Annotated in this window: 25 protein-coding genes, 1 tRNA gene and 1 pseudogene; 12 read left to right on the top strand and 15 right to left on the bottom strand. The window is 34.9% G+C overall.

Annotated elements, in window-relative coordinates; translation table 11 throughout:
* Positions 1-229 precede the first annotated feature (229 nt).
* Positions 230-1,513, bottom strand: coding sequence for a c-type cytochrome (locus tag GKR88_03785; GenBank protein QMU63479.1), 1,284 nt, complete (start codon positions 1,511-1,513; stop codon positions 230-232).
* A 145-nt stretch (positions 1,514-1,658) separates the two neighbouring features.
* Here GKR88_03785 and GKR88_03780 point away from each other — a divergent pair, with 145 nt between their 5' ends.
* Positions 1,659-2,099 (top strand): SPOR domain-containing protein, encoded by a 441-nt coding sequence (locus GKR88_03780; protein ID QMU63478.1) that lies wholly within the window; start codon positions 1,659-1,661, stop codon positions 2,097-2,099.
* 53 nt (positions 2,100-2,152) lie between these two features.
* Here GKR88_03780 and infB read toward each other — a convergent pair whose 3' ends face one another.
* From infB to rimP, 4 genes are read right to left on the bottom strand one after another with little or no spacing between them, the layout of a single operon-like run.
* Positions 2,153-4,816 carry a translation initiation factor IF-2 gene (gene infB, locus GKR88_03775; GenBank protein QMU63477.1) on the bottom strand — a complete coding sequence of 888 codons (2,664 nt, stop codon included), beginning with the start codon at positions 4,814-4,816 and terminating at the stop codon, positions 2,153-2,155.
* Positions 4,817-4,856: 40 nt separating this feature from the next.
* Positions 4,857-5,000 (bottom strand): hypothetical protein, encoded by a 144-nt coding sequence (locus GKR88_03770; GenBank protein QMU63476.1) that lies wholly within the window; start codon positions 4,998-5,000, stop codon positions 4,857-4,859.
* A 34-nt stretch (positions 5,001-5,034) separates the two neighbouring features.
* A complete protein-coding gene (nusA, locus tag GKR88_03765) occupies positions 5,035-6,291 on the bottom strand; it encodes a transcription termination/antitermination protein NusA (GenBank protein ID QMU63475.1) in 1,257 nt (418 codons plus the stop codon).
* Positions 6,292-6,304: 13 nt separating this feature from the next.
* A complete protein-coding gene (gene rimP / locus GKR88_03760; protein QMU63474.1) occupies positions 6,305-6,769 on the bottom strand; it encodes a ribosome assembly cofactor RimP in 465 nt (154 codons plus the stop codon).
* A 161-nt stretch (positions 6,770-6,930) separates the two neighbouring features.
* On the opposite strand from rimP, the gene GKR88_03755 reads away from it, so the two are divergent.
* Positions 6,931-7,758 carry a universal stress protein gene (locus GKR88_03755; GenBank protein QMU63473.1) on the top strand — a complete coding sequence of 276 codons (828 nt, stop codon included), beginning with the start codon at positions 6,931-6,933 and terminating at the stop codon, positions 7,756-7,758.
* A gap of 79 nt (positions 7,759-7,837) precedes the next feature.
* Here the strand turns inward: GKR88_03755 and vsr are convergent, their stop codons facing one another.
* From vsr to GKR88_03735, 4 genes and pseudogenes are all read right to left on the bottom strand, one after another.
* On the bottom strand, positions 7,838-8,251 hold the full coding sequence (gene vsr / locus GKR88_03750) for a DNA mismatch endonuclease Vsr (GenBank protein ID QMU63472.1): 414 nt from the start codon (positions 8,249-8,251) through the stop codon (positions 7,838-7,840).
* A gap of 199 nt (positions 8,252-8,450) precedes the next feature.
* Entirely contained in the window at positions 8,451-8,744 is a 294-nt protein-coding gene (locus GKR88_03745) for a hypothetical protein (protein ID QMU66634.1), read from the bottom strand.
* A gap of 29 nt (positions 8,745-8,773) precedes the next feature.
* Positions 8,774-9,773 (bottom strand): annotated as a pseudogene (gene dcm / locus GKR88_03740) (DNA (cytosine-5-)-methyltransferase).
* Between the two features lie 77 nt (positions 9,774-9,850).
* A complete protein-coding gene (locus GKR88_03735; GenBank protein ID QMU63471.1) occupies positions 9,851-10,057 on the bottom strand; it encodes a helix-turn-helix domain-containing protein in 207 nt (68 codons plus the stop codon).
* A gap of 167 nt (positions 10,058-10,224) precedes the next feature.
* Here GKR88_03735 and GKR88_03730 point away from each other — a divergent pair, with 167 nt between their 5' ends.
* Entirely contained in the window at positions 10,225-10,455 is a 231-nt protein-coding gene (locus tag GKR88_03730; protein ID QMU63470.1) for a hypothetical protein, read from the top strand.
* Between the two features lie 270 nt (positions 10,456-10,725).
* On the opposite strand, the gene GKR88_03725 is transcribed toward GKR88_03730, so the two are convergent.
* Positions 10,726-10,796: transfer RNA gene (locus GKR88_03725), tRNA-Gln, on the bottom strand.
* Between the two features lie 279 nt (positions 10,797-11,075).
* Here GKR88_03725 and GKR88_03720 point away from each other — a divergent pair.
* The 7 genes from GKR88_03720 to GKR88_03690 all read left to right on the top strand — a co-directional run bounded on the left by GKR88_03720 (position 11,076) and on the right by GKR88_03690 (position 17,973).
* A complete protein-coding gene (locus GKR88_03720; protein ID QMU63469.1) occupies positions 11,076-14,156 on the top strand; it encodes a DUF2723 domain-containing protein in 3,081 nt (1,026 codons plus the stop codon).
* Positions 14,157-14,255: 99 nt separating this feature from the next.
* On the top strand, positions 14,256-14,474 hold the full coding sequence (locus GKR88_03715; protein QMU63468.1) for a response regulator: 219 nt from the start codon (positions 14,256-14,258) through the stop codon (positions 14,472-14,474).
* A 10-nt stretch (positions 14,475-14,484) separates the two neighbouring features.
* Positions 14,485-14,775, top strand: coding sequence for a response regulator (locus GKR88_03710; GenBank protein QMU63467.1), 291 nt, complete (start codon positions 14,485-14,487; stop codon positions 14,773-14,775).
* A complete protein-coding gene (locus GKR88_03705; protein QMU63466.1) occupies positions 14,693-15,013 on the top strand; it encodes a hypothetical protein in 321 nt (106 codons plus the stop codon). Before GKR88_03710 ends, GKR88_03705 begins: the two co-directional genes overlap by 83 nt.
* Positions 15,014-15,096: 83 nt before the next feature.
* Entirely contained in the window at positions 15,097-16,392 is a 1,296-nt protein-coding gene (locus tag GKR88_03700; protein QMU63465.1) for a hypothetical protein, read from the top strand.
* Positions 16,393-16,534: 142 nt separating this feature from the next.
* A complete protein-coding gene (locus tag GKR88_03695; protein ID QMU63464.1) occupies positions 16,535-17,710 on the top strand; it encodes a hypothetical protein in 1,176 nt (391 codons plus the stop codon).
* Between the two features lie 41 nt (positions 17,711-17,751).
* Positions 17,752-17,973, top strand: coding sequence for a hypothetical protein (locus GKR88_03690; protein ID QMU63463.1), 222 nt, complete (start codon positions 17,752-17,754; stop codon positions 17,971-17,973).
* A gap of 87 nt (positions 17,974-18,060) precedes the next feature.
* Here the strand turns inward: GKR88_03690 and GKR88_03685 are convergent, their stop codons facing one another.
* The 5 genes from GKR88_03685 to panB form a co-directional block, all read right to left on the bottom strand.
* Positions 18,061-18,330, bottom strand: a complete 270-nt coding sequence (locus tag GKR88_03685) for an NINE protein (GenBank protein QMU63462.1) — start codon at positions 18,328-18,330, stop codon at positions 18,061-18,063.
* A 23-nt stretch (positions 18,331-18,353) separates the two neighbouring features.
* A complete protein-coding gene (locus tag GKR88_03680; protein QMU63461.1) occupies positions 18,354-18,737 on the bottom strand; it encodes a VOC family protein in 384 nt (127 codons plus the stop codon).
* 79 nt (positions 18,738-18,816) lie between these two features.
* Positions 18,817-19,275 (bottom strand): DUF1801 domain-containing protein, encoded by a 459-nt coding sequence (locus tag GKR88_03675; GenBank protein QMU63460.1) that lies wholly within the window; start codon positions 19,273-19,275, stop codon positions 18,817-18,819.
* Positions 19,276-19,595: 320 nt separating this feature from the next.
* Positions 19,596-20,534, bottom strand: a complete 939-nt coding sequence (locus GKR88_03670; GenBank protein QMU63459.1) for a hydroxyacid dehydrogenase — start codon at positions 20,532-20,534, stop codon at positions 19,596-19,598.
* 49 nt (positions 20,535-20,583) lie between these two features.
* A complete protein-coding gene (panB, locus tag GKR88_03665; protein QMU63458.1) occupies positions 20,584-21,402 on the bottom strand; it encodes a 3-methyl-2-oxobutanoate hydroxymethyltransferase in 819 nt (272 codons plus the stop codon).
* Between the two features lie 227 nt (positions 21,403-21,629).
* Here panB and GKR88_03660 point away from each other — a divergent pair, with 227 nt between their 5' ends.
* Positions 21,630-22,133, top strand: a complete 504-nt coding sequence (locus tag GKR88_03660; protein ID QMU63457.1) for a nuclear transport factor 2 family protein — start codon at positions 21,630-21,632, stop codon at positions 22,131-22,133.
* Positions 22,130-22,702: a sigma-70 family RNA polymerase sigma factor gene (locus GKR88_03655; GenBank protein ID QMU63456.1), complete on the top strand. Its 573-nt coding sequence runs from the start codon at positions 22,130-22,132 to the stop codon at positions 22,700-22,702. Before GKR88_03660 ends, GKR88_03655 begins: the two co-directional genes overlap by 4 nt.
* The last annotated feature ends 137 nt before the right edge of the window (positions 22,703-22,839 follow it).

Raw genomic sequence — 22,839 nt, 5'->3', positions numbered from 1 at the left:
ACTTGATTAAAAGATTAAAATTCCTGGTACCAGCTTCTTTCAATCTTTTAATTCTTTAATTTTTCAATCTTTCAATTAGGGTGTGTTAACACTAAGCCAAAAATTGTCTTTTTTGCTCTTTTTCTGCCTTTTTTCGTTAGTTTTTTTAAACGTAGCTCGGCTATGTTCTGCAAAAACTGCTTCAAAATCCATGATTCTCGTTTAGTGTTAACACGCCCTAGTAAAACTCTTAATAATGACATTTTCCACATTCTTTACCTCCTAATTGAGCTATGGTTACTTTATCCACTCCGTATTTTTCGGATAGTTGTTTATGTATTTTCTCGTAATAAGCATTTCCTTTCAGATCTACTTTCGTTTCTTTATGGCAGTCGATACACCAACCCATTGTCAGCGGGGCGTATTGATACAACTCATCCATTTTTTCTACAGGGCCGTGGCATTGCTGACATTCCAGCCCTCCTACGGTTACGTGTTGTGCGTGGTTGAAGTAAGAAAAATCCGGTAAATTATGAACTCTTACCCATTTTATGGGTTTTGTTTCTCCCGTATATACTAAGTTTTCGGGATCCCACCCTACAGCGTTATATAATTTTTGAATTTCTTTGTCCAATTCTTTTTTGCCTAAGATGATACCATCAAATTCCATTTTCGTATCTTCTGCTACTTCGGAAATATTTTTATGACAGTTCATACATATATTCCCCGAAGGGATTCCTGAATTTTTGCTGTGCTTTGCAGACGAGTGGCAGTATTGACAATCTATCTTATTATCTCCCGCATGGATTTTGTGTGAGAATGCAATGGGTTGTATGGGCTGATATTCCTGATCTACGCCGACTTTGAACAATAATCCGAAAGCAATATAGGCTGATAAGAATAGCATAAATATGGTAAATACTACATGCAGGAATGTATTTTCCTTAATTCCTCTCCAAAGTTCCCGTAAGTTTCCAACGATTCCGGGTGTTTTGGGTGCTCCTTTTAATTCGCTGATCGTTTTTAATAAGCTTGCAATGATTAAAAATGCAGAAATGACTATAACAGCCAGCAAATAAATTAACCATTTGGGAGCTTCCTGCGGTACCGGAGCACTTGGAACATTTCCTGCAGTAGTCGTTTTTTTAGGATCACCAACGGTTGTATAATATAAAATATCATCTATCTGCTGATCGGTTAATTGAGGAAAGAGGGTCATCACCGAAGGGTGAAATTCAGCCGCTTTAGCAGCTTTCGCATTGACTTTTTGAAACTCCACATTGTTGCGAATCCATTTTTTTAACCAGTCATTTTCCCTTCTTTCTTCAACTCCTCCTAAGGCCGGGCCTATTAATTTTTTGTCCAACTTATGACAAGAAACACATAAAGATTTGAACAATTTTCTCCCTTCTTTTTGTCTGGTTTCATCTACAGCATCTTGTGCTTGTATTGATAAGCTTAAAGAAAATAGTAAGAATGTGAATGTGTTGAGAAGTAACTTGGCTGTTGGATTGTGTAGTGCTACACTTTTCATATTTTAAAAACTAAATTTAGTATCTTAATTCATACAAAATACTAATCAAAATATGCTACAAAAACAGTTGTCCGATTAGCAGTGCAAAAATACTACATCTGTCTTTATTTTGAAATGTCAAAGGAATGTTAAATCACAATTTATAATGATTCTAAATAAATTATATTTTCAATATATTAAAACACAAGTCGTTATTTTTGTAATCTCAATAGTTACCATGAAAAGAAAGCCTTTTTACTTTGTGGTATTCGCTTTGTTATTCTTTGGTATAGCTACCGGCTATTCTCAGGACAGCATAGATCGTAATCATTTTATTCAAAAATTAATTCAAAAGAAAAGGGAGTACAATAAAACGCACGGATTAGGATATAGGATTCAGTTATATAATGGCCTTGAAGTCAGGGTAAAAAGAACGCAGGCTAAATTCAAGGCGAAGTTCCCGAATATTAAAACCTATGTAACTTATGTGTCTCCTGAGTGGAAAATTCAAGTGGGAAATTATAAAACCCGCTTAGAAGCTGACAGGGCTTTATTAGCTATTAAAGATTCTTTTTCGGGAGCTATTGTTGTTCCTATAGGGCGGTAACGTTTCAAGTTTGAAGGTTGTAAAGTTTACCGGTAAAAAAATGAAAAACGGCTTTATTTCAGTTTCTTTTTAACCGCTATTTCTTGATATGCTTCTATGGTATCGCCTTCTTTGATATCATTAAATCCTTTGACCTGAAGCCCACAATCATATCCTTTAGCAACTTCCTTTACATCATCTTTAAAGCGTTTCAATGAAACTAACGAACCGTCGTGCACTACTATTCCGTCTCTAATAATTCGCACGTTAGAATCTTTGAAAATTTTACCGCTCATCACCATACAACCTGCTATATTTCCGACTTTGGAAATTTTATATACTTCTCTGATTTCCACATTTCCTGTAACTTCTTCTTTCATGTCCGGAGACAGCATTCCTTCCATTGCATCTTTTAGGTCGTTAATAGCATCATAGATAATCGAATAGAACCGGATATCTACTTCTTCTTTATCTGCAACTGTCTTTGCATTGCCTTGCGGGCGTACATTAAATCCTACGATAATGGCATCGGAGGCAGATGCTAATAGTACGTCCGATTCAGTGATAGCACCCACTCCTTTGTGCAAAATATTGACTTGAATTTCTTCGGTAGACAGTTTCTGGAAAGAATCTGTCAGGGCCTCCACAGAACCGTCTACATCTCCTTTCAAGATGATATTCAATTCTTTAAAATCTCCTAATGCAATACGCCTTCCGATCTCGTCTAAAGTCAGTGTTTTTTGAGTTCTTACGGATTGTTCTCTTTGTAATTGAGAGCGTTTGGTAGCAATTTGCTTTGCTTCGCGCTCATCGTCAAATACATTAAATTTATCTCCTGCCTGCGGTGCTCCGTCCAGGCCTAATATAGATACCGGTGTTGACGGGCCGGCTTCTTTTAGGCTATTTCCTTTATCATCGAACATCGCCCGTACTTTTCCGCTGTGTTTTCCTGCCAGAATATAGTCTCCTATTTTCATGGTTCCTGACTGCACTAAAAGGGTAGAAACATATCCTCTTCCTTTATCCAGTTGGGCTTCCACAACTGCGCCTACAGCGTTTTTATTGGGGTTTGCTTTTAATTCCAACACTTCTGCTTCCAGCACTACTTTTTCCAGTAGTTCTTCTATTCCCTGCCCTGTTTTTGCCGAAATATCTTGTGATTGAATATTTCCTCCCCATTCTTCAATTACCAGGTTCATTCCGGACAATTGTGTTTTTACATTATCGGGGTTTGCATTTGGCTTATCAATCTTATTGATAGCGAATATAATGGGAACTCTTGCTGCCTGTGCATGAGAAATGGCTTCTTTGGTTTGTGGCATTACATCATCATCGGCAGCTACGACAATAATTACCAAGTCTGTAACCTGTGCTCCACGTGCACGCATAGCTGTAAAAGCTTCGTGACCCGGAGTGTCTAAAAATGATATTTTTTCATCTCCTACATATACCGAGTAGGCTCCTATATGCTGTGTAATTCCACCTGATTCTCCTTCAATTACATTTGCTTTTCGAATATAATCCAATAGCGATGTTTTACCGTGATCCACATGCCCCATTACGGTAATAATCGGTGCGCGTTTTTTTAGCTCTTCCGGTTTATCTTGTTCTTCAAAAATAGCTTCTTCTACTTCTGTACCTATAAATTCAACGGTATAATTAAATTCTTCTGCAACTATAGTCAGTGTTTCCGCATCGAGGCGTTGATTCATAGTCACCATCATTCCGAGAGACATACAGGCAGAGATAATATCTGTAACCGGTACGTCCATCATAGTTGCTATCTCACTAACGGTTACAAATTCGGTTACCTTTAATACTTTGCTCTCCGCCTCTGCTGCCTGCAAATCTGCTTCTGATTGCTGGCGATGTGCGTCTCGTTTTTCTCTGCGGTATTTAGCTCCTTTTCCTTTAGAGGATTTTCCTTGTAATTTCTCTAACGTCTCTCGTACCTGCTTTTGAATTTCTGCTTCTGTTAACTCTTCTTTTTGAGCAACCGATGGTCTCTGTTGCCTTCCTCTTCCTTTATTCCCTCTATTTTCACTTCTATTTTGACCTTGATTTGGTGCACTTGGTTTACTTATTCTTCTTCTTTTCTTTTTATTGGCATCATTAGCAGCCGTTTTTTCAGGTTTACCTTCCGGTTTTTTATTGACTTTTTCAAATTGTTTCAGGTCAATTTTTTTGCCGGTTAATTTGGGCCCATCTAATTTTTTATATTGTGTTTTGAGTGTTTCCGGTTCGGCTTTCTCCTCTACTGCCGGGTCTTTGGTTTCTTTTCTCGGTTCCGTTTTTTTAGCAATAGGTTTTTCTTTCGGAGGTTCGGGTTTTTCCGTTGTTGTTTTTTTTTCTTTTTTCTGAGTTTCTTTGGTTTTTTTTGAAGGCTCTAAATCTATTTTACCTACCTTTTTAAACGCTAACTTTTCGGTTTTAACTTTAAAAACTTCTTCTTTTTTAGCTTCAGCTGCTTTTTTTTGTTCTAATTTGGCTTCTAATTCTAACCTAATAGCTTCTTTTTCTTTCCTCTTTTCTTCACCAACTTCTTTAGATTCGGCTCTTTTACTGGCGTCTGTTTCAAAGCCATCAAGTAAGACCTGATATGTTTCTTCGGATATTTTAGTAGTAGGCCTGGCTTCTATTTCGTGTCCGTTTTTAGCCAGGTATTCTACTGCTCTATCCAAAGAGATATTGAGTTCCCTCAGCACTTTGTTAAGCCTCATTGTTTTGCTTTCAGCCATAAATTATATTTCCTTAATATTTGAACTCATTTAAACTTTTTCAATTTGCTAAAAAATTACTGTTTTTCGCTCTGTTTTTGTCTTTTTTCCCTTCCGTAGCGCTGCTATGCAACTCAAAAAATCCTTCAACAGTCCTAAAAACTTCTAATGTTCGCTTAAATCCAAAAAGTTTAAATGAGTTCATTGTAATATTTATCTCCTTTTACGCTTTTATTTAATTAATCTTCAAACTCTTCTTTTAATATTTTCTGCACTTCTAAAATGGTTTCTTCCTCCAGATCAGTTCTTTTTAAAAGTTCTTTAACACTTGTATCTAATACACTTTTTGCCGTATCCAAACCAATATTTTTAAACTCTGCAATTACCCAGTCTTCAATTTCGTCTGTAAATTCGGTTAATTCCACATCTTCTTCCTCCAGTCCTTCTCTTTGTACATCAATTTCGTATTTCGTTAATTCGCTGGCCAATCGGATATTTACTCCTCCTTTTCCAATAGCTTTAGACACTTCTTCGGGTTTTAAAAAAACATGTACTCTTCCTTTTTTACCATTTTTCTGCGTTTCAAAAGGATAAATTTCCATAGAAGCAATTTTAGCAGGGCTTAGTGCTCTTGCTATAAATAGCTGTTCATTTTTGGTGTAATTAACCACATCAATATTTTCATTTCCCAATTCTCTGACAATTCCATGGATTCTGGAACCTTTCATTCCCACACAAGCTCCAACCGGATCTATCCTGTCATCATATGAATCTACGGCAACTTTGGCTTTTTCTCCAGGAATTCTGGCTACCTCTTCTACGGTGATCAAACCATCAAAAACTTCGGGGATTTCTTGTTCAAATAGTTTTACTAAAAACTCAGAAGATGTTCTTGATAATATAATGGCAGGTTTATTCCCTCTTAATTCTACGGATTTTATAACTCCCCTGACCGAATCGCCTTTTCTAAAGAAATCCGACCTGATTTGCTCGCTTTTCGGCAACACAATTTCATTTCCGTCATCATCTAATAAAATAATTGCATTATGACGAATGTGATGTACTTCCGCATTGTATATCTCTCCTTCCAGGTCTTTGAATTGTTTAAAGACGTTTGTACTGTCGTGCTCATGAATTTTGGAAATTAAATTTTGCCGCAATGCCAGGATGGATCTTCTTCCCAGATCTATTAACTTTACCTCTTCCGAAACATCTTCACCAATTTCAAAATCCGGTTCTATTTTTCGTGCTTCCGTCAGCTCTATTTCTTCATTATCATCTTCTACTTCACCGTCGGCAACAACAACTCTGTTTCTCCAGATTTCCAAATCTCCTTTATCCGGATTGATAATAATATCAAAATTATCATCCGAGCCAAATTTTCTTTTCAAAGCTGCTCTAAATACTTCTTCCAGAATAGACATTAAGGTTACTCTGTCTATACTTTTACTGTCTTTAAACTCCGAAAATGATTCTATCAATGCTATATTTTCCATTACATTTACCTGCTTAAAATACGATCTTCACTTTTGCTTCTTTAATATCTTTATATATAATAGTTGCCATTTTTTCTACGATAACCTTCCCTTTACCAACCGGTTTGGGTTCTCTTGTTTTCCATTTCAAAACGATTTTCACATCATCTGCACTTATCAGTATTCCTTCATATTCACAGTCATCCGTTTTTACTTTCAGAACCCTGCCTATGTTCTTTAAATATTGCCTTCGCTCCGTCAGAGGTTCTTTGATATCGGGCGAGGTGACTTCTAATGTAAAGTATTCTTCTTCTTCCCGATTCGAATGGTGTTCTATATGCCTGCTAATCCGAACAATTTCCTTCAATGAAACCCCGGTGTCTCCGTCTACAGTTAATCGAATCGTATCATTTGCCAAAAACTCCAAATTTATCAGAAATAATGATGTATTTGCTGCTAGTGCTTCCTGAACAAGGCCCCTTATTTTTTCCCGATTCATCTTAATGTATAAAAAGAGGGGACAATTGTCCCCTACATTTTCTTTTTACTGTAATTTCGCTGCAAATATAGGAACTTGTTTACTAATAACCAAATAAGATAAATCAATTAATTTTTAGTAAATTTATGTCTGTATTCTAATCCTTATAAAAACACCGTCTTATGAAAACAATAGTTGTTCCTGTAGATTTTTCAAAAAAATCCGAATATGCCGTAAAGCTGGCATCACATATTGCAAAGAAGTCTAATTATGAAGTGCACCTTTTGCATATGGTAGAATTACCAACCGGAATTGTAGATATGGGAGCCGGCAGTAATTTTAGTATTCCGGAAAGTATGATGTATCTTAAAAAAGTGAAAGAAAAAATAGCCCAACTCGGACAGATTTTTTTTACCGAAGATTTTCCTCTAAAACATGCTATCCGTTTTCAAAACCCTTATGAAGGAATTATTGAATATGCAAATAAAGTGAATGCGAGTTTTATAGTAATGGGCTCAAAAGGGGTTTCCGATTTCGAAGAAATTTTAATCGGATCTAACACGGAAAAAGTAGTGAGAACTTCTAAAATCCCGGTAATTGTTGTTAAAAAAGACCCAACGGGTTTTAAGGTGAAAAACATTGTTTTTGCGTCCAATTTTAAGAGTGAAAACAAAGAACCTTTTCATAAGCTAGTTGCGTTTTCCAACGAGTTTAAAAGCAAAATACATTTATTAAAGGTAAATACAGTGGGTAAATTTGAAAGTTCTGCTGTTTCAAAAGAAAAGATTCGAAGCTTTTTAGAGGGATTCAAAGCCGGTAAAACCACTATTAATATATACAATGATTTTTCTGTAGTAAAAGGGGTTATGAGCTTTTCTAAAGAGGTAAATGCTGACTTAATTGCTCTGAGTACCCACGGAAGAAGCGGGCTTTCTCATTTATTTAACGGAAGCATTGCTAAAAACCTTTCTAAAAACAGTTTAAGACCTTTGATCACTTTTAAAATCTAATGGGTGATAAAAAAAGCTCCATTTCATACGATGGAGTTTTTTTACTGCTACGAATTCCGAACCAAGATCGAATCAACATTCAACTTCTGATTTCTTCAACTAATTTTTGTAATCTTTCGGATTTTAGTTCTTTGTTTTTTAATTCACATTGCCATATAACAATTACTTTCCAACCTAACCCGGCAAGTTCTGCCTGATTTTTAAAATCTCTTTTTCCAGTGTTTCCTATTTTATTTTCCCAAAACTCTTTTCTGGTAGATGGGAGCTTACCTGCTTTACAGTTATGACCATGCCAAAAACAGCCATTTACAAAAATAATTACTTTATGCTTTTTAAGGACAATATCGGGTTTGCCGGGAAGATATTTGACATTTTTTCTATATCGAAATCCTTGTGAAAAAAGAAATTTTCGAACGACTATTTCAGGTTTGATTTCCTTACCCGAGATTTTAGACATTATATCCTTTCTTTTGTCAGATGAATAAATATCCATTTCCTAATTAATCATCTGCTCATATTTTTCAATGAATTCGTGATGATAATTCTGAGCATTAGTGAGGAGTTCATTAAAAGTTTTGGCATATACTTTATCAGTTGTTGACATTGACTCAATTTCATCTCGCGTTTTTCTGTCGTTATAATCAACTTCTCCACCTACAATATATGCTATGATTTTATTCGGACTATACTTATCACTTCCTATTTTTACCTATAACATATCTTTTATTATTCTCACTTTTTTGAGAGCTTTCCGTTTCTCTACGATTACGCCCTATGAGAAGAAATTTATCATTAATTTCGGAAAAACTCATTCCGTGACCATTATCCTCTACAATAATTTCCTTTTCCTTTTCATCAAACAAATGAATAGTTACTTCTTCCGCTTCAGCATCATAAGAATTACTCACAAGTTCTGCTATAACAGGTGGAAGAGTTGAATACATTTGAATCCCCAAGTGTTCGATTGTTCTTGGGTCAAATTTCATTAATAACTTATCTGTTTGATTTCCTTTCACTATCTATTATTAATCATTGTTTTACCAATTCTTTTTGCATATTCAGGAGGTACGGCATTTCCAATAATACGTGCTATTGATGCCATACTTATTCCCTTAAAAATATAGTCTTTAGGAAAAGATTGGAGTACTGCGCCCTCTCTCAATGAAATTCCTCTGTCTTCTTCAGGGTGTGCAAATCTTCCATTTGGAACCACTCAAAAATTTTGTAGTGATTGTCGGAGCAGGTCTATTCCACCACATCCTGCCAAAAGTGTCTTTAAAAGAATCATCTTTACCTATAAAACAATCCAATTGAAGATGCTCCATATTAGCAAACCCCATTCTATCCCCACCATCTTTTTTAACATTTTGAAGGCGTTCCAATGTTATACCTTTCAAATTAGATGATGTATGCAAAAAAGCTGTTTCATCCTTAGTACCTGCATTAATTTTTGGAAAACCATTTTGCTCTCCCAAAACATCTTTTACAGATAACTTAAAAACATCTTTTTTGGGGAATATTTTATTTTTTGATACTCGATTAGCTAAAAGTGTAAAACGTTTTCTATTTTGAGGAACACCATAATCGCTAGTGTTATGAACGTCAAAGTGAACTTGATACTTATTACTTTCTAGCCAATCGATAAAATCGGCTAACCCGCTCTCTTTCTTTTTTCTCAATACTCCGGGAACATTTTCAACTATCACATATCCCGGACGGAAATACTCTACAAACCTTCTAAACTCCACAAGAAGATTTTTAGATTTTTCAGATTTGGTTTTATCCGTATTTATAATACTCCAAAATTGACAAGGGCTACAACCAATCAGAATTAAATTTTTATCACGTTTTTTTAACCCCAGCCTTTTTTGTAAATCTTTTTCTTTTAACTTGAATACATCTTCCTCAATAAAGCAAGCTTCATTTATATTTGCTTCATACGTTTCTTTACAGTTTGAGTCATTATCGATACCTGCAAGCACTTTTACACCTGCCTCTTGCATACCATAACTCATACCACCGCCTCCACAGAAAAAGTCAACTGCCTTTAGAGGGGTTTGGGTTAGTATGTTTTTAAAATTTCCCAATTAAATTATTTTGTTGAAATAAGAAGTTCTCTCACATCTACATCCAAAATCCTTGCCACTTGGAATAGGTTTTCAATTCTTGGTTGCATATCATTCCTACACCATTTTGAAATAGTATTCTTATTCATATCTATTTCATCGGCTAACCAGTTATTCGTTTTTCCCTTTTCAGCTAAAACTGCTTTAATCCTATTATAAATTGGCTTATCCATAGTAATTGCTATGATTTATTAACAAAAATAACCAAGAAAAATAAATAAGAAAAATATTATTATATGTTTTAATAGGAGATTAAAAAATCTTTATATAACTTTGAAATGCTTTAAAAAGGGATAAATAAATTTTTAAAGTTTTTTTATTAGAAATTAAAAACATAATTATGAGTATCAGATACACAAAAGCAGATCTTGAAAAGATCGTTTACACACAATTGGAAAATCTTAATGCAATAAACAATTTGTTGAGCATCATGAAACACCAAAATGAATTGTTGGAAAAAGCCAATAAAAAGTTTAAAGATGAGATTTCAGATATCAAGCAGAAAATATACCCATCACTCAAAAAAGGCAGAGCAAATAGTGGATCAATCCGAAAACTTGTGGGATTTTAAAGATATTATTGAAAACATTTAAGTTGAGTCAATCGCAAAAGCATCATTCAATAGAGTTTAAAAACTTAATAAACAGTTATTTAATGGATATTCATTTAAAAAAAAATCTGAAATGATAAAATTTTTATTCAAGTCTTCCCCACAACTTTTTTGCTTGATCCCAAATAGTTAGAAAAATGAGTGCCCGAAAAGGTGTGTTTTTTTAGCTTTTGCGATCACAGGAGTAAAAAGAAAGGGCTTCAACCAAGAAATAGAAGAAGTCTTGTTATGTTGGCCTACAAGGACTCGAACCTTGAATAACGGTACCAAAAACCGGTGTGTTACCATTACACCATAGGCCAATATTAACTGCGGGTGCAAATTTAGGTCAAACTTTTTATCTTACAAATATTTTAACCGTTTTTTTGATTTTAACAAACTTTTAATAGCTCTTGTTCACTGCAATAATTTTATTATACGAGACCTTTGCCAAAATAGAGATATATTTTGTATTGAAATTGATTTGACTTCAAATTTTCTTCGGGCGTCGAACTTTTTTATCAAATCAATTTTGCAAAGGCCTCTATACATTTTTTATGTTAGAAAAATTAGTAAATTCGCCCTAATTATCTATATGATTTATGACATCTCTTAACTATAACAAATGGAATATCATTCTAGGGTGGGTTGTTTTCCTAATTGCTTTAATCACATACACATTAACCTTAGAACCTACTGTGAGTTCCTGGGACTGCGGTGAATATATCTCGACTTCGGTAAAGTTGGAAATTGGCCATCCGCCGGGAGCTCCGCTATTTCAGATGTTAGGCGCATTTTTTGCCATGTTTACCAATGATGTTACCCAGATTGCTAAGATGGTGAATTTTATGTCTGCCTTAGCCAGCGCATTTACTATACTGTTTATGTTTTGGACCATTACAAATTTGGCAAAGAAACTAGCCTTAAAATCCGGTGAACAACTATCCGAAAATAAAATCATTGCCATTTTAGGAAGTGCTATCGTAGGTGCTTTGGCCTATACTTTTTCAGATAGTTTCTGGTTTAGTGCCGTTGAGGGAGAAGTGTATGCCATGTCCTCATTTTTAATGGCCGTTTTGTTTTGGTTGGGCCTTAGGTGGGAAAGCGAACTCACTACTCCCGGAGGTAATAAGTGGTTGGTTTTAATCAGTTTTGTAGTCGGCTTGTCTTTTGGGGTTCATATATTATCATTGTTAGTTATTCCGTCAATTGTACTGTTGTACTTCTTTAAAACATATAAAAACATCACGCTTAAAACAACTGCATTTGCCACCGTAATTTCTATTTTGGTACTGGCTTTTGTATTTAAATTTTTATTTCCTTTCACCTTAAAATTCTTTAGTGTTTCCGAGTTGTTTTTTGTGAATTCATTTGGAATGCCTTATAACTCCGGAACCATTATTGCCGGAATTGTTTTGGTTATTTTATTTTACCTTGGATTAAAGTATACTCGTAAAGAAGGAAATGCAACTGCCAATACACTCATTTTATCTGTACTCTTTATTATGATCGGGTTTTCTTCCTGGATAATGCTCCCCATAAGAGCCAATGCAAATACGACGATTAATGAAAATGACCCATCCAGTGCCAGAGAATTACTAGCGTATTACAATCGGGAGCAATATGGAGATGCAAACGTTTTTTATGATACATATTACTCTAACAAGTATAATGATTCCAGAGATCCGAAAAATCCGTACAAGGATGATAAGCCCAAATACGAAAAAAGAAATGGCAGATATGAAATTGTAAATAACTACAAAAATGTCATACCAAACTATTCAGGTAAGCACAAGGGATTTATTCCCAGAATGACAGACCCTGCATCGGAAAAAATGTATAAGGTGATAGCAGGGATTCCGCAAAATAGCAAAAGGCGGCCGACTTTTGCAGAAAACCTGAAATTTATGGTTATCTACCAGTTTGGATATATGTATGGCCGTTATTTTATGTGGAATTTTGTAGGGCGGCAGAATGATATCCAGTGGCAGTACGATCAAAATGGGAATTGGCTGAGTGGAATTACACCTATTGACGAATTTAGGTTAGGCTCTCAAAAAAACCTTCCTCCCGAAGCGTTAAACAATAAAGGCAGGAATACCTATTATTTCTTACCTCTCATATTGGGAATCATTGGCCTGTTATATCAGGTAAAATGGGATCAAAATAATTTTTTTACACTCCTCATTTTCTTTTTATTTACGGGTTTTGCCATTATTTTTTATACCAACCCGAAACCTTTTGAGCCCAGAGAAAGAGATTATGCAGTTGTAGGGAGTTTTTACATTTTTGCCATATGGATAGGGTTCGGAGTATTGGCTTTGTATGAATATCTAAAATCATATGCCAATAAAAAGATAGTAGCAACAGTGGTAACTGTTATTTCACTAGTTGCTGTCCCCATTTTAATGGCTTCACAAAACTGGGATGACCATGATCGGTCTAACAGGTATACGGCTCGTTTAAATGCACAGGCTTATCTGGAGTCTTGCGATCCGAATGCCATTATGTTTACCATTGGAGATAATGATACGTTTCCTCTGTGGTATATGCAGGAAGTAGAGGGGGTCAGGACAGATATCAAACTCATAAATACAAGCCTTTTTGCAACAGATTGGTATATTGACCAAATGAAAAGAAAAACCTATGAAGCACCTCCAATACCTTCTCAATTAAAACATGAAGAATATACCTATGGGACATTAGATGTTGCATACTACTACCCTCTGCCTCAGTTTAAAGACACTATTATTGATATACGTCTTTTTATGAAATTGATCCAGAGTAAAAATCCCAGAACTTATGTTGAAACGGAAAACGGAGTAAAAGAAAAAATTTATCCGACAAATAAAATCAGGATTCCCGTTGATAAAAAAACCGTATTAGAGAATGGAATTGTCGCCCCAAAAGATGCAGATAAAATTGTGGATCATATAGACATTACCATTAGTGACCGGGGCTTAACAAAAAACCACATTTTAATGTTGGATATACTGGCAAATAATAACTGGAAGCAACCTATTTATTTTACAGGAGGTTCTAATGACGATGCCGAATATATATGGTTGAAAGATTATTTACAGTTAGACGGAATGGCTTATAAGCTGGTGCCTATTTTAACTTCAAACAAAGATCAATCCATATTTGATATGGGTCGTATAGATCCGGAAAAAATGTATCACAATATCAATAAGTTGGATTGGGGTAATATTAATGACGGTAACATTTATCTGGATGAGCAAAGCAAAAGAAACTCCATCAGTCTTCGAAATAATATGATGCGTTTAGCCGAAGCTTTTGCTAAAGAAGGAGATACTTTAAAAGCAAGAGAGGTATTGGATCTTTCCCTGGAAAAAATGCCTATAGAATTATTTGGCCATTACAGCATCTCTTTAGGGTATCCGGAGTTGTACTATAAAGTGAACGAAGTTTCAAAAGCAAGGGAAAATGCCGAGCTCTTAGTGAAATTAATTAAAGAAAACTTACTATGGTTGAGTGGTTTTGACAAAAGAGAAGTCAATGAAGCCGTATTTGATGATATAGATACAAATTTATATATGTTTAGAGAAATAGTAAGACAAGTTGATGTATATGATACGGACGAAAATTATAAAGATCAACTGTTGGAAGAATACACAAATATCTTTAAATTATTTGACCATTTGGTGCCGGATGATGAATGATTTTTAAAAAAAGTAATATCAATCCATACGAGTAGTTGCAGTGGTTTTGTAAGGTATACAACACTATAGACAAATTCTAAACTTTATTGGAACTACTATTTGAAAGCAAAAACTGTGACTCAGTCTGCCATTACAGCATTTTTAGTCGATGACGAAAAAAAGAGTTTGAGCAACCTGGAGAACCTCATTCGACAATATTGCTCTACCATAATTATTATAGGGACTTCACAAAAGCCGTTAGCTGCCATAGAGCAGATTAAAAAGCTGCAGCCGGCGGTATTATTTTTAGACATACAAGCCTCGTCTAAACGGTTTTGAATTACTAAACATGCTGGAAGATATGCCTGTGATTACAGTATTTGTAACCGCTTATGACCAATTTGCTATTAAAGCTATCAAGGCCAATGCTTTTGATTATCTGTTAAAACCCATATCCATCAAGGAATTAAAGCAGGTTGAAACAAAATTGAATAAAGCGATTCATTTGAAAAAAAATGAGGAGGTACAAAAGGATGAAAATCAAAAAAAAATAGTTTTTGCCATCAACAATAGTTATATCATTGAAAATCTTGATAATATTATCTATTTACATTCGGAAAGTAGTTATATATATCTATAGAGAAGAAGGGAAAAGGCTCATGTTCTCCAAACCTCTCAAATACTTTGAAGATCAGCTGAGCCATAAACATTTTATAAGAATTCATCATTCTTATATCGTAAATCTCACTAAAATAGAGAGCTTTATAAAAGGAAGCGGGAGTTATGTATGTATGTCAGGAGGGCAAAAATTGGCAGTTTCCAGAAGAAAAGCAGCATATCTTAATGAGTGTATTGCCAAAATGCATAAAATAATATAATATTGATCATTAAGTCATTTCATTACATCGTCATCTTCTTTTTGACCATATCCTACTCCACAGCGCAACAATGGGAGTATCCTGTGAAGAAATTCTCAACGAAAGACGGGTTGCCTACTTTAGAGGTATATTATGTCCATGAAGATCGGAAAGGATATTTGTGGTTTTGTACAGATCATGGTCTCGTACGTTATAACGGATATGATTTTAAAATATTTACCGAAAAAGACGGCCTTACGAATAATACAATACTCAGCATTCATGAAGATAGTAAAGGTCATTTGTGGTTGTTTTGCCTGAATGCACCGCTTACCTATTATGACGGGCAGCATTTTCAACCATTTTCTCCTGACGAATACAACGCCAGAGAATATATTGGCGGAGAAATAAAACTGCTAAACGATACACTAGTAATGCGAAACGTAACAAAAAACAAAACATATTTGGCTAGATTCCCCGATACTTTTGAAGAAGATAATCCAGTCGCCCATACTACCGATATTTTGGGAAATCACTATCTGTTAGAAAAAAATAATGTCTTTTTTATATATATAACTACGGAAAAAAGTATCTCTGGTCAAAAACGTATAAATCATACCAAACAAGGTATATGGATTAATAGTGATATTCATTACCGTTCAGCACTTAAGATAAGTCAAAACCGAATATTCTTACATAATAATCGTAACCTGCTTCTTACAGTAAACGATTCTATCTATTATCAGGGTTCATTGGACATCAAAGACAAACCTGTAAATATATTAACGGTATACAAGGACAATAGTGACATTTTATGGATGGCTACCAATAATGGTCTTTATACTTTTGACCCTTACAAGGCAAAAATAACCGGACATTATTTCCCAAACGAATTTATCTGTTCGATAATTCAAGATACGGATGGCAATTACTGGCTCGCCACCCGTGACAATGGCATATGGTTAATGCCCTCCTTTCCTATCCGTACCATACGCCCCGGAAAAATAGCCAGGGAAAACAAATTTACCTCTCTTAAAACCTTTAACGATATACTTTACGCCGCAGACATTTCGGGGCAGGTATATATGATAGGGCCCAACTATCAATTACTCCCTCAGTTGAACAAAGAAATATTAAAATATCATGGTATCTTTGAGTCTGAAGATTTTCATTTCGATACTGCTTCCCGTAATTTTTACATAGGAAAATACCCTTACATTTATAATCAAAATACACATATCATAAGCAAACCCAGGTATACTCTTGCTTCCATGAAAACAATGCTGGAGATAGATAGCAATACAGTATTAGTAGGAACAGGGGCCGGTGGTTTTACTATAAACTCAGATTTTTCCGATAAAGATCAAAAAAATAGTAAAAGGAATAAATCAGAAAAATAAACACCGTGCTGCACTCTGGTTTGATACATTTTTTAAAGATAAGCTGGCAAGAATATGGACAGGAACTACAGACGGGTTATTTCAATTTCAAGGGGGTTCACTACATGCATACCGCAAACACCCCTTATTACAAAAGCGAATATTGGCAATTTCGCAATCTAAAGAAGGAAACCTTCTGTTGGGTACTAAAGGAGAAGGTCTGATCATTGTAAAAGAGGACAGCATCCGTCAACTTACAACCAAAAACGGATTGGCAGGGAATATGGTAGAAAGTTTATACGTCCATGATGGTCACAGTGTATGGGTAGGCACCAATAAAGGACTTAGTAGAATTGAAAACATCGCCGATCCTGTTGAAAAGTTAAAAATTATAAACTACGACACAGATAAAGGATTACCCTCCAATATGATCAACGATATTATTGGTTTTGATAATCAGATTTGGTTAACAACTGATAATGGGTTGTCCTATTTTACAGCGGATGCTTTTGTCAAAAACACAGGTGCTCCGCCTACTTACATCACAAAAGTCAGTGTCGAAGGTAGTGTATCAAAACTCATTGAAAATCAGGCATCATTACCATACAATCAAAACAATATCCGATTTGAATTTGAAGGGATTTGTATTCCGTGCCGAGTAAAAACCCGCTACAGATACCATTTAATCGGTTATGATGATCACTGGATTCTTACCCGTAACCGAAGCGTACAATATACTTCTTTGCCTTCCGGAGACTACACATTTCAGATCATAGCTGCTAATGAGCACGGAGTATGGAACCAGGCATCTTCCGAATATCATTTTAGTATCAAACCCCATATTACCGAAACGATTTGGTTTCGGGTTTTAGCTATATCTGCCTTATCACTACTTATAATCATAATCGTATCATACATTGTTAAAAATACCCGAAAACGCGCCCGGCGGCTGGTGCAATTTGCCCGCTTAGAGCAGCAGGCGTTGAGTGCTTCCATGAACCCCCATTTTGTATTCAATGCCCTAAGTTCCATTCAAGACTTTATAAACAGAAACAATACAGTAGAAGCCAATGAATATTTGGTTAAATTTTCTCGTTTGATTCGCGCTAACTTGGAAGCTACGAAAAAAAGTGAAGTTCGACTGAATGAAGAACTAAAACGTTTGGAGCTCTACCTTTCTATTGAAAAACTCCGCTTTGAAGAAAAACTAAACTATACTATTGAAGTAGCCTCTGAATTAACCTCCGAAAAAACATATATCCCTACTATGATCTTACAACCTTTTGTAGAAAATGCTATTATTCATGGCCTTCTCCCCAAAGAAAAGGAGGTCATATAACTATTTCTTGCCAAAAACTACATGATTCGGCATATCAGGTAATGATTACTGACAATGGTGTAGGCATCAAAGAAAAATCCCGGACCATCAAAAAAGGGCATACTTCTGTTAGTACACGCCTTATAAAACAACGATTGGATCTGCTATCAAAAAGCCGTTCCAAAATCTATACTTTTGAAGTCATCAACCGTAAAACCGTTGAAAGTGCTTCGGGCGTCATTGTAAAAATTACTCTTCCCTTATTGTTCTATCCCGAAAAATAATACCAAATTTTCTAACAAAATTAACCAGATGAAATCTTTGCAGCATTGATTTCGCAGAGGTCTCCGAATTACAAACTTAAGATAGTATTAGAACCAACCTCTTTTATTAACCTGATATTGTTGTATAAACTCTTCATCGGATTTTGTCAGGTAGATAATCCCTTCTATAAAACCAACCAGGCCTCCTATTCCACAAGTAACAATGGTCAGAGCTATTTGAATCAGACCTTCTTTAGTGTATCCCAATATAAATTTGTGAATCCCCAGTTCTCCCAGAAATATCCCCAACACTCCTGCTACGATTTTTTTGCTTGCTTGCGGTGGAATTTTATTTCCTTTGTCATCCACTATATCCATATGAATTAAATTAATATATAAATCTATAAAAAAAGAGCATCTTTTGGCTCCCACAACTCAATTTTGTTTCCATCGCCGTCCAATATCCAACCAAATTTGCCGTACTCGTACTCTTCTATGTCGCCTACAATGGTAACACCTTCTTTTTTGAGTTGATCCAGCAGTTCAACCAAATTTTCAACCCGATAATTGAACATAAAATCCTTTTTGGAAGGCTCAAAATAAGTAGTGTCTTTTGCAAAAGGGCTCCATTGGGTAGTGCATGAGTTTCCTTCGGTATCTTTCCACTGAAAGGTACAGCCCCAGTCATCGGTATGAAAACCCAAATGTTTCCGGTACCAATCTTTTGTTTTTTCAGGGTTGTCTGTTTTAAAAAATAACCCTCCAATTCCCGTAACTCGTTTCATCTGTTTAACATTTTGTAATAACTTCTATTTTTTTAAGTAATGCCCGGAGCGAACTTTCAAACTTTTAACTTTTCAACTTTCAAACTCTTTTGATTTGATCTTCATAAATTTGTATCCACTCTTCCGTACTCATTTTTGCTGTTAGCTCCCCGATTAAATCATAAGGAATATCGTTCATTTTTTTGAATCGGATACAGCTTTTTCCCATGTCCAGTTTATACTTGCAGTGTTTTTTATATGCTGTCGTAAACCAGTCTAACAGTTCTTTTTTTGCGTATATTCCCATATGATAGACCGCAATAAAATTCTTTTGAGAGGCCAGATTCATAAATGGCAAAGGTGTTTTAGGATCGCAGTGATACCCTTCAGGATATACACTATGTGGAATAACAAATCCCAACATGCCATAACTCATCTGCTCTTCCATTCCTTTGGGAAGGTTTTTCAAAATGGTTTGACGTAATTTTTTAATCGGTTCAACCCGATCTTCCGGGAGTTGATTTATATAGGCTTCCGGTGATGTTGCTTCGTATCTCATATATTAAATCGGTTATCTGCTATGACATTCCATTATCTTTTTTTAACTGAATAGTAAAGAGTTTCTGTTTTGGTAATCAATGATATTAAAAGATTAAAAACTGAAAAAACCTTCAAAATGAGTTAACATATTCTTATTAGAGATTTAAACAGGCATTTAATAATTACGATTTTTTTATTTTCTCAATATCAACTGATTTCATTTAATTTTTGTGAAATTAATTTTCAGATTCAAGATATCATTTTTAAAACTAGTTGTGCCATAGGATCAATGCTAAAACGAAAGATACAAAAAATTCCGTAGTAAAAGACATTCTATAATTAACAAAATTTTTCTTTTATTTTGTCTACAATGGTTTGAGCTAATTTTTCTTTGCTTTCAAAACTCCAACCTGCAATATGGGGTGTTAATAATACATTGTCAGCAGCGATGAGAAATTTAAAATCATCTGGCATTGGATGATTTGAAAACAACTGTTCGAAAGATGCTTTTTCATATTCTAAAACATCTAAACCGGCACCTAAAATTTTCCCGGACTGTAAACCATTTACCAGATCTTTTGTAACAACCGTTTTTCCTCTGGCAGTGTTTATCAGCCAAAAGGGCTTTTTAAAACCATTGATAAATGCACTATTGATCATATGAGTAGTGAATGATGTTTGGGGCGTATGTATACTTAATATATCTGTATTTTCCCGGAGTTCCGGTAAAGAAACCTGCCTGCAATTTTCATCTCCTGCATCGTTTTTAATATCGTAACAAATAACATCAACATCAAAACCTCTCAGTTTTTTAGCAAAAGACTTTCCCATATTACCATAACCTATTAAACCAATGGTTTTCCCGTCTAATTCTGTTCCTCTGTTTTTCTCTCTCAGCCAAAATCCGCTACGAACTTCTTTATCTGCAACCGCTATTTTATTGAACAAAGAAAGTAACATTGCCAGAGTGTGTTCTCCAACAGCGTTTCTATTTCCTTCAGGAGCTGCCATGATATGTATTCCTTTGGCTTTTGCATATGTAAAATCGATATTTTCCAATCCGGCACCCACCCTCCCGATAAACATAAGGCGAGTTGCACGGTCTAAAAAATGAGCATCAATAAGAAACCGGCTCCTGATAATAATTCCTTCATACAGGTGAGCTTTTTTTTCTATGTCCTCTTTTGAAGAGGTATAATCTTCATCGTTTGTAAAACCCAATTCGGATAATTGATGAATTAATAACGGGTGGTTGCTATCTAAATGAAGAATTTTCAAAACCTGCTTTTATAAAGTAAATGTGTATAACTGACTTTTTGAAACAGAATTAATATTGCTCTTTATCATTAGGAAAATCTTTACTTTTTACATCGGTAACATATTGTTGAAAAGCAGTAGTCATATCCGTATATAAATCTAAATAGCGCCTTAGAAACCGGGGGTTAAATTCATGTGTCATACCCAACATATCGTGGGTTACCAATATCTGGCCGTCAACACCTCTTCCGGCACCAATGCCAATAACAGGAATAGAAATGATTTGTGCTACCTGAGTTGCTAATTTGTATGGGACCTTTTCCAATACCAGTGCGAAACAACCTAATTTTTCCAGCAATTTTGCATCTTCCAATAGCTTTTTTGCTTCTTTTTCTTTTTTAGCTCTTACAGTATACGCTCCAAACTTATAGATAGACTGAGGGGTTAAACCCAAGTGCCCCATTAAGGGGATTCCTGCAGTTAAAATCCTGGAAACAGAATCGGAAATCTCACTTCCCCCTTCTAATTTTACAGCATGCGCACCGGATTCTTTCATAATTCTAATAGCAGATTCCAATGCGTTTTTTGAGTTTCCCTGATACGTTCCAAAAGGAAGGTCTACCACCACCAAACTCCTTTCTACTGCTCTGACAACAGAGCTGGCATGATAGATCATTTCATTTAAGGTAATAGGCAAAGTAGTTTCATGACCTGCCATTACGTTGGAGGCAGAATCTCCAACTAAAACAACATCAATACCTGCCTGATCTATAATTCTGGCCATGGTAAAATCGTATGCCGTCAGCATAGCAATTTTTTCCTTATTGGCTTTCATTTCTATTAAAGATTTTACCGTAATCCTTTTGTATTGCTTTTTTGCTACAGACATTTTATATTATTTTAACTTTTGTTTTTCTCAAAAAAAGAAATGCTTTTTTTCAGTATATTAAAAAGGTTGAGCGAACTTTTAGCTTAAAACTTTAAACGCTATTAATATATTTACAGAGTAAAAATACTAAATATGAACAGATATTATCTCTTTGCTGTTTTGTTAATTAAAAATGTGTTTTTCAATGAACCCGTTTAAATAAATTCAACACAATCAAACTCATAAAAATGAAAAAAACAAAACTCTTGTTATTTCTATCAATGTTTACGATAGCTATAAATGCTCAGCACCAAAACCGGGAAAAGCTGGCAATAAAAAAGGTCATAGCCACTTTTTTTGAAGGGCTACACAAAGGCGATTCCAGCCTGATAAAGTCTACGATGCATGCTACTATAAAAATCCAAACAACGGCAACAAACAGAAAGAGCGAAAAAAGGCTAAAAACCGAGGGCAAACAACAGTTTTTAATGACTGTTGCTAATAAAAACCCGGAAGATACTTATTTGGAGAAATTGCTGTCTTATACTATTAAAATTGACGGGAATTTAGCCTCTGTCTGGACTCCCTATGAATTTTATTTAAACGGAAAATTCTCTCATTGCGGGGCAAACTCTTTCCAACTATTTGATAATAATGGGAAATGGGAAATTATTTATTTAGTGGACATGAGGAAAAGACAAAGATGTGATGCTTTAAAAAATAAACTATATTTGGGTTTTATTTTTCAATGACTCAAGAGTTAGCAAAAACTATCTTATCTCCCGATAAATGGGTAGATAATTATGCCGATTACCTTTTTAATTATGCTACAGTGCGTATTAATAACCCTGATTTGGCAAAAGATTTGGTACAGGATACTTTTTTTGCAGGCTTAAAATCAGCAAAAAACTTTCAGGGAAAATCTACTGAGCGTACTTGGCTTATCTCTATTTTGAAAAGAAAAATAATAGATTACTATAGAAAGATAAATTCTAAAAAAGGCCAAACAGAAATTAAAGGAAGTTTTTATGATAACGGAGAAAATGAAGGAAATTGGATTGAAGAAAGGGTTCCACAATCGTGGGGAAATGATGCTGAAAAATCAATTGAATCGGAAGAATTACAGAAAGTAATAGACTATTGCATAAGCAAATTGCCGGAAAAATACGCTATGGTTTTTAAGTTAAAAACTATTCAGGAATTTGAAACCGAAGAAATTTGTAAAGAGTTAGATATTACACCGTCTAACCTGTGGGTTATTATTCACAGAGCAAGAACACAGCTAAGAGACTGTATTGAAAATAACTGGTTTAAAAAGTAAGAGAGTTGTATAAAAGGTTAATAGTATCATGTGAACAAGCTTCCAGAGCTTGTGACAGAAACCAATATGGAGAAACTTCATTTTTAAACAAACTTAAATTGAGGATTCATATATTAACATGTAAAATTTGTTTTCGA

This window comes from Flavobacteriaceae bacterium (genome assembly GCA_014075215.1).
GTDB lineage: Bacteria > Bacteroidota > Bacteroidia > Flavobacteriales > Flavobacteriaceae > Polaribacter.
The sequence above is the reverse complement of the archived record's forward strand: the minus strand, read 5'-3'. Positions and strand labels throughout refer to the sequence as shown.

Excerpts from the sequence above, each read along its gene's own strand:
- GKR88_03785 (QMU63479.1), bottom strand. The coding sequence starts at position 1,513 with ATGAAAAGTGTAGCACTACACAATCCAACAGCCAAGTTACTTCTCAAC.
- GKR88_03780 (QMU63478.1), top strand. The coding sequence starts at position 1,659 with ATGATTCTAAATAAATTATATTTTCAATATATTAAAACACAAGTCGTT.
- infB (QMU63477.1), bottom strand. The coding sequence starts at position 4,816 with ATGGCTGAAAGCAAAACAATGAGGCTTAACAAAGTGCTGAGGGAACTC.
- GKR88_03770 (QMU63476.1), bottom strand. The coding sequence starts at position 5,000 with ATGAACTCATTTAAACTTTTTGGATTTAAGCGAACATTAGAAGTTTTT.
- nusA (QMU63475.1), bottom strand. The coding sequence starts at position 6,291 with ATGGAAAATATAGCATTGATAGAATCATTTTCGGAGTTTAAAGACAGT.
- rimP (QMU63474.1), bottom strand. The coding sequence starts at position 6,769 with ATGAATCGGGAAAAAATAAGGGGCCTTGTTCAGGAAGCACTAGCAGCA.
- GKR88_03755 (QMU63473.1), top strand. The coding sequence starts at position 6,931 with ATGAAAACAATAGTTGTTCCTGTAGATTTTTCAAAAAAATCCGAATAT.
- vsr (QMU63472.1), bottom strand. The coding sequence starts at position 8,251 with ATGGATATTTATTCATCTGACAAAAGAAAGGATATAATGTCTAAAATC.
- GKR88_03745 (QMU66634.1), bottom strand. The coding sequence starts at position 8,744 with ATGAAATTTGACCCAAGAACAATCGAACACTTGGGGATTCAAATGTAT.
- GKR88_03735 (QMU63471.1), bottom strand. The coding sequence starts at position 10,057 with ATGGATAAGCCAATTTATAATAGGATTAAAGCAGTTTTAGCTGAAAAG.
- GKR88_03730 (QMU63470.1), top strand. The coding sequence starts at position 10,225 with ATGAGTATCAGATACACAAAAGCAGATCTTGAAAAGATCGTTTACACA.
- GKR88_03720 (QMU63469.1), top strand. The coding sequence starts at position 11,076 with ATGACATCTCTTAACTATAACAAATGGAATATCATTCTAGGGTGGGTT.
- GKR88_03710 (QMU63467.1), top strand. The coding sequence starts at position 14,485 with ATGCTGGAAGATATGCCTGTGATTACAGTATTTGTAACCGCTTATGAC.
- GKR88_03690 (QMU63463.1), top strand. The coding sequence starts at position 17,752 with ATGATTACTGACAATGGTGTAGGCATCAAAGAAAAATCCCGGACCATC.
- GKR88_03685 (QMU63462.1), bottom strand. The coding sequence starts at position 18,330 with ATGGATATAGTGGATGACAAAGGAAATAAAATTCCACCGCAAGCAAGC.
- GKR88_03680 (QMU63461.1), bottom strand. The coding sequence starts at position 18,737 with ATGAAACGAGTTACGGGAATTGGAGGGTTATTTTTTAAAACAGACAAC.
- GKR88_03675 (QMU63460.1), bottom strand. The coding sequence starts at position 19,275 with ATGAGATACGAAGCAACATCACCGGAAGCCTATATAAATCAACTCCCG.
- panB (QMU63458.1), bottom strand. The coding sequence starts at position 21,402 with ATGTCTGTAGCAAAAAAGCAATACAAAAGGATTACGGTAAAATCTTTA.
- GKR88_03660 (QMU63457.1), top strand. The coding sequence starts at position 21,630 with ATGAAAAAAACAAAACTCTTGTTATTTCTATCAATGTTTACGATAGCT.
- GKR88_03655 (QMU63456.1), top strand. The coding sequence starts at position 22,130 with ATGACTCAAGAGTTAGCAAAAACTATCTTATCTCCCGATAAATGGGTA.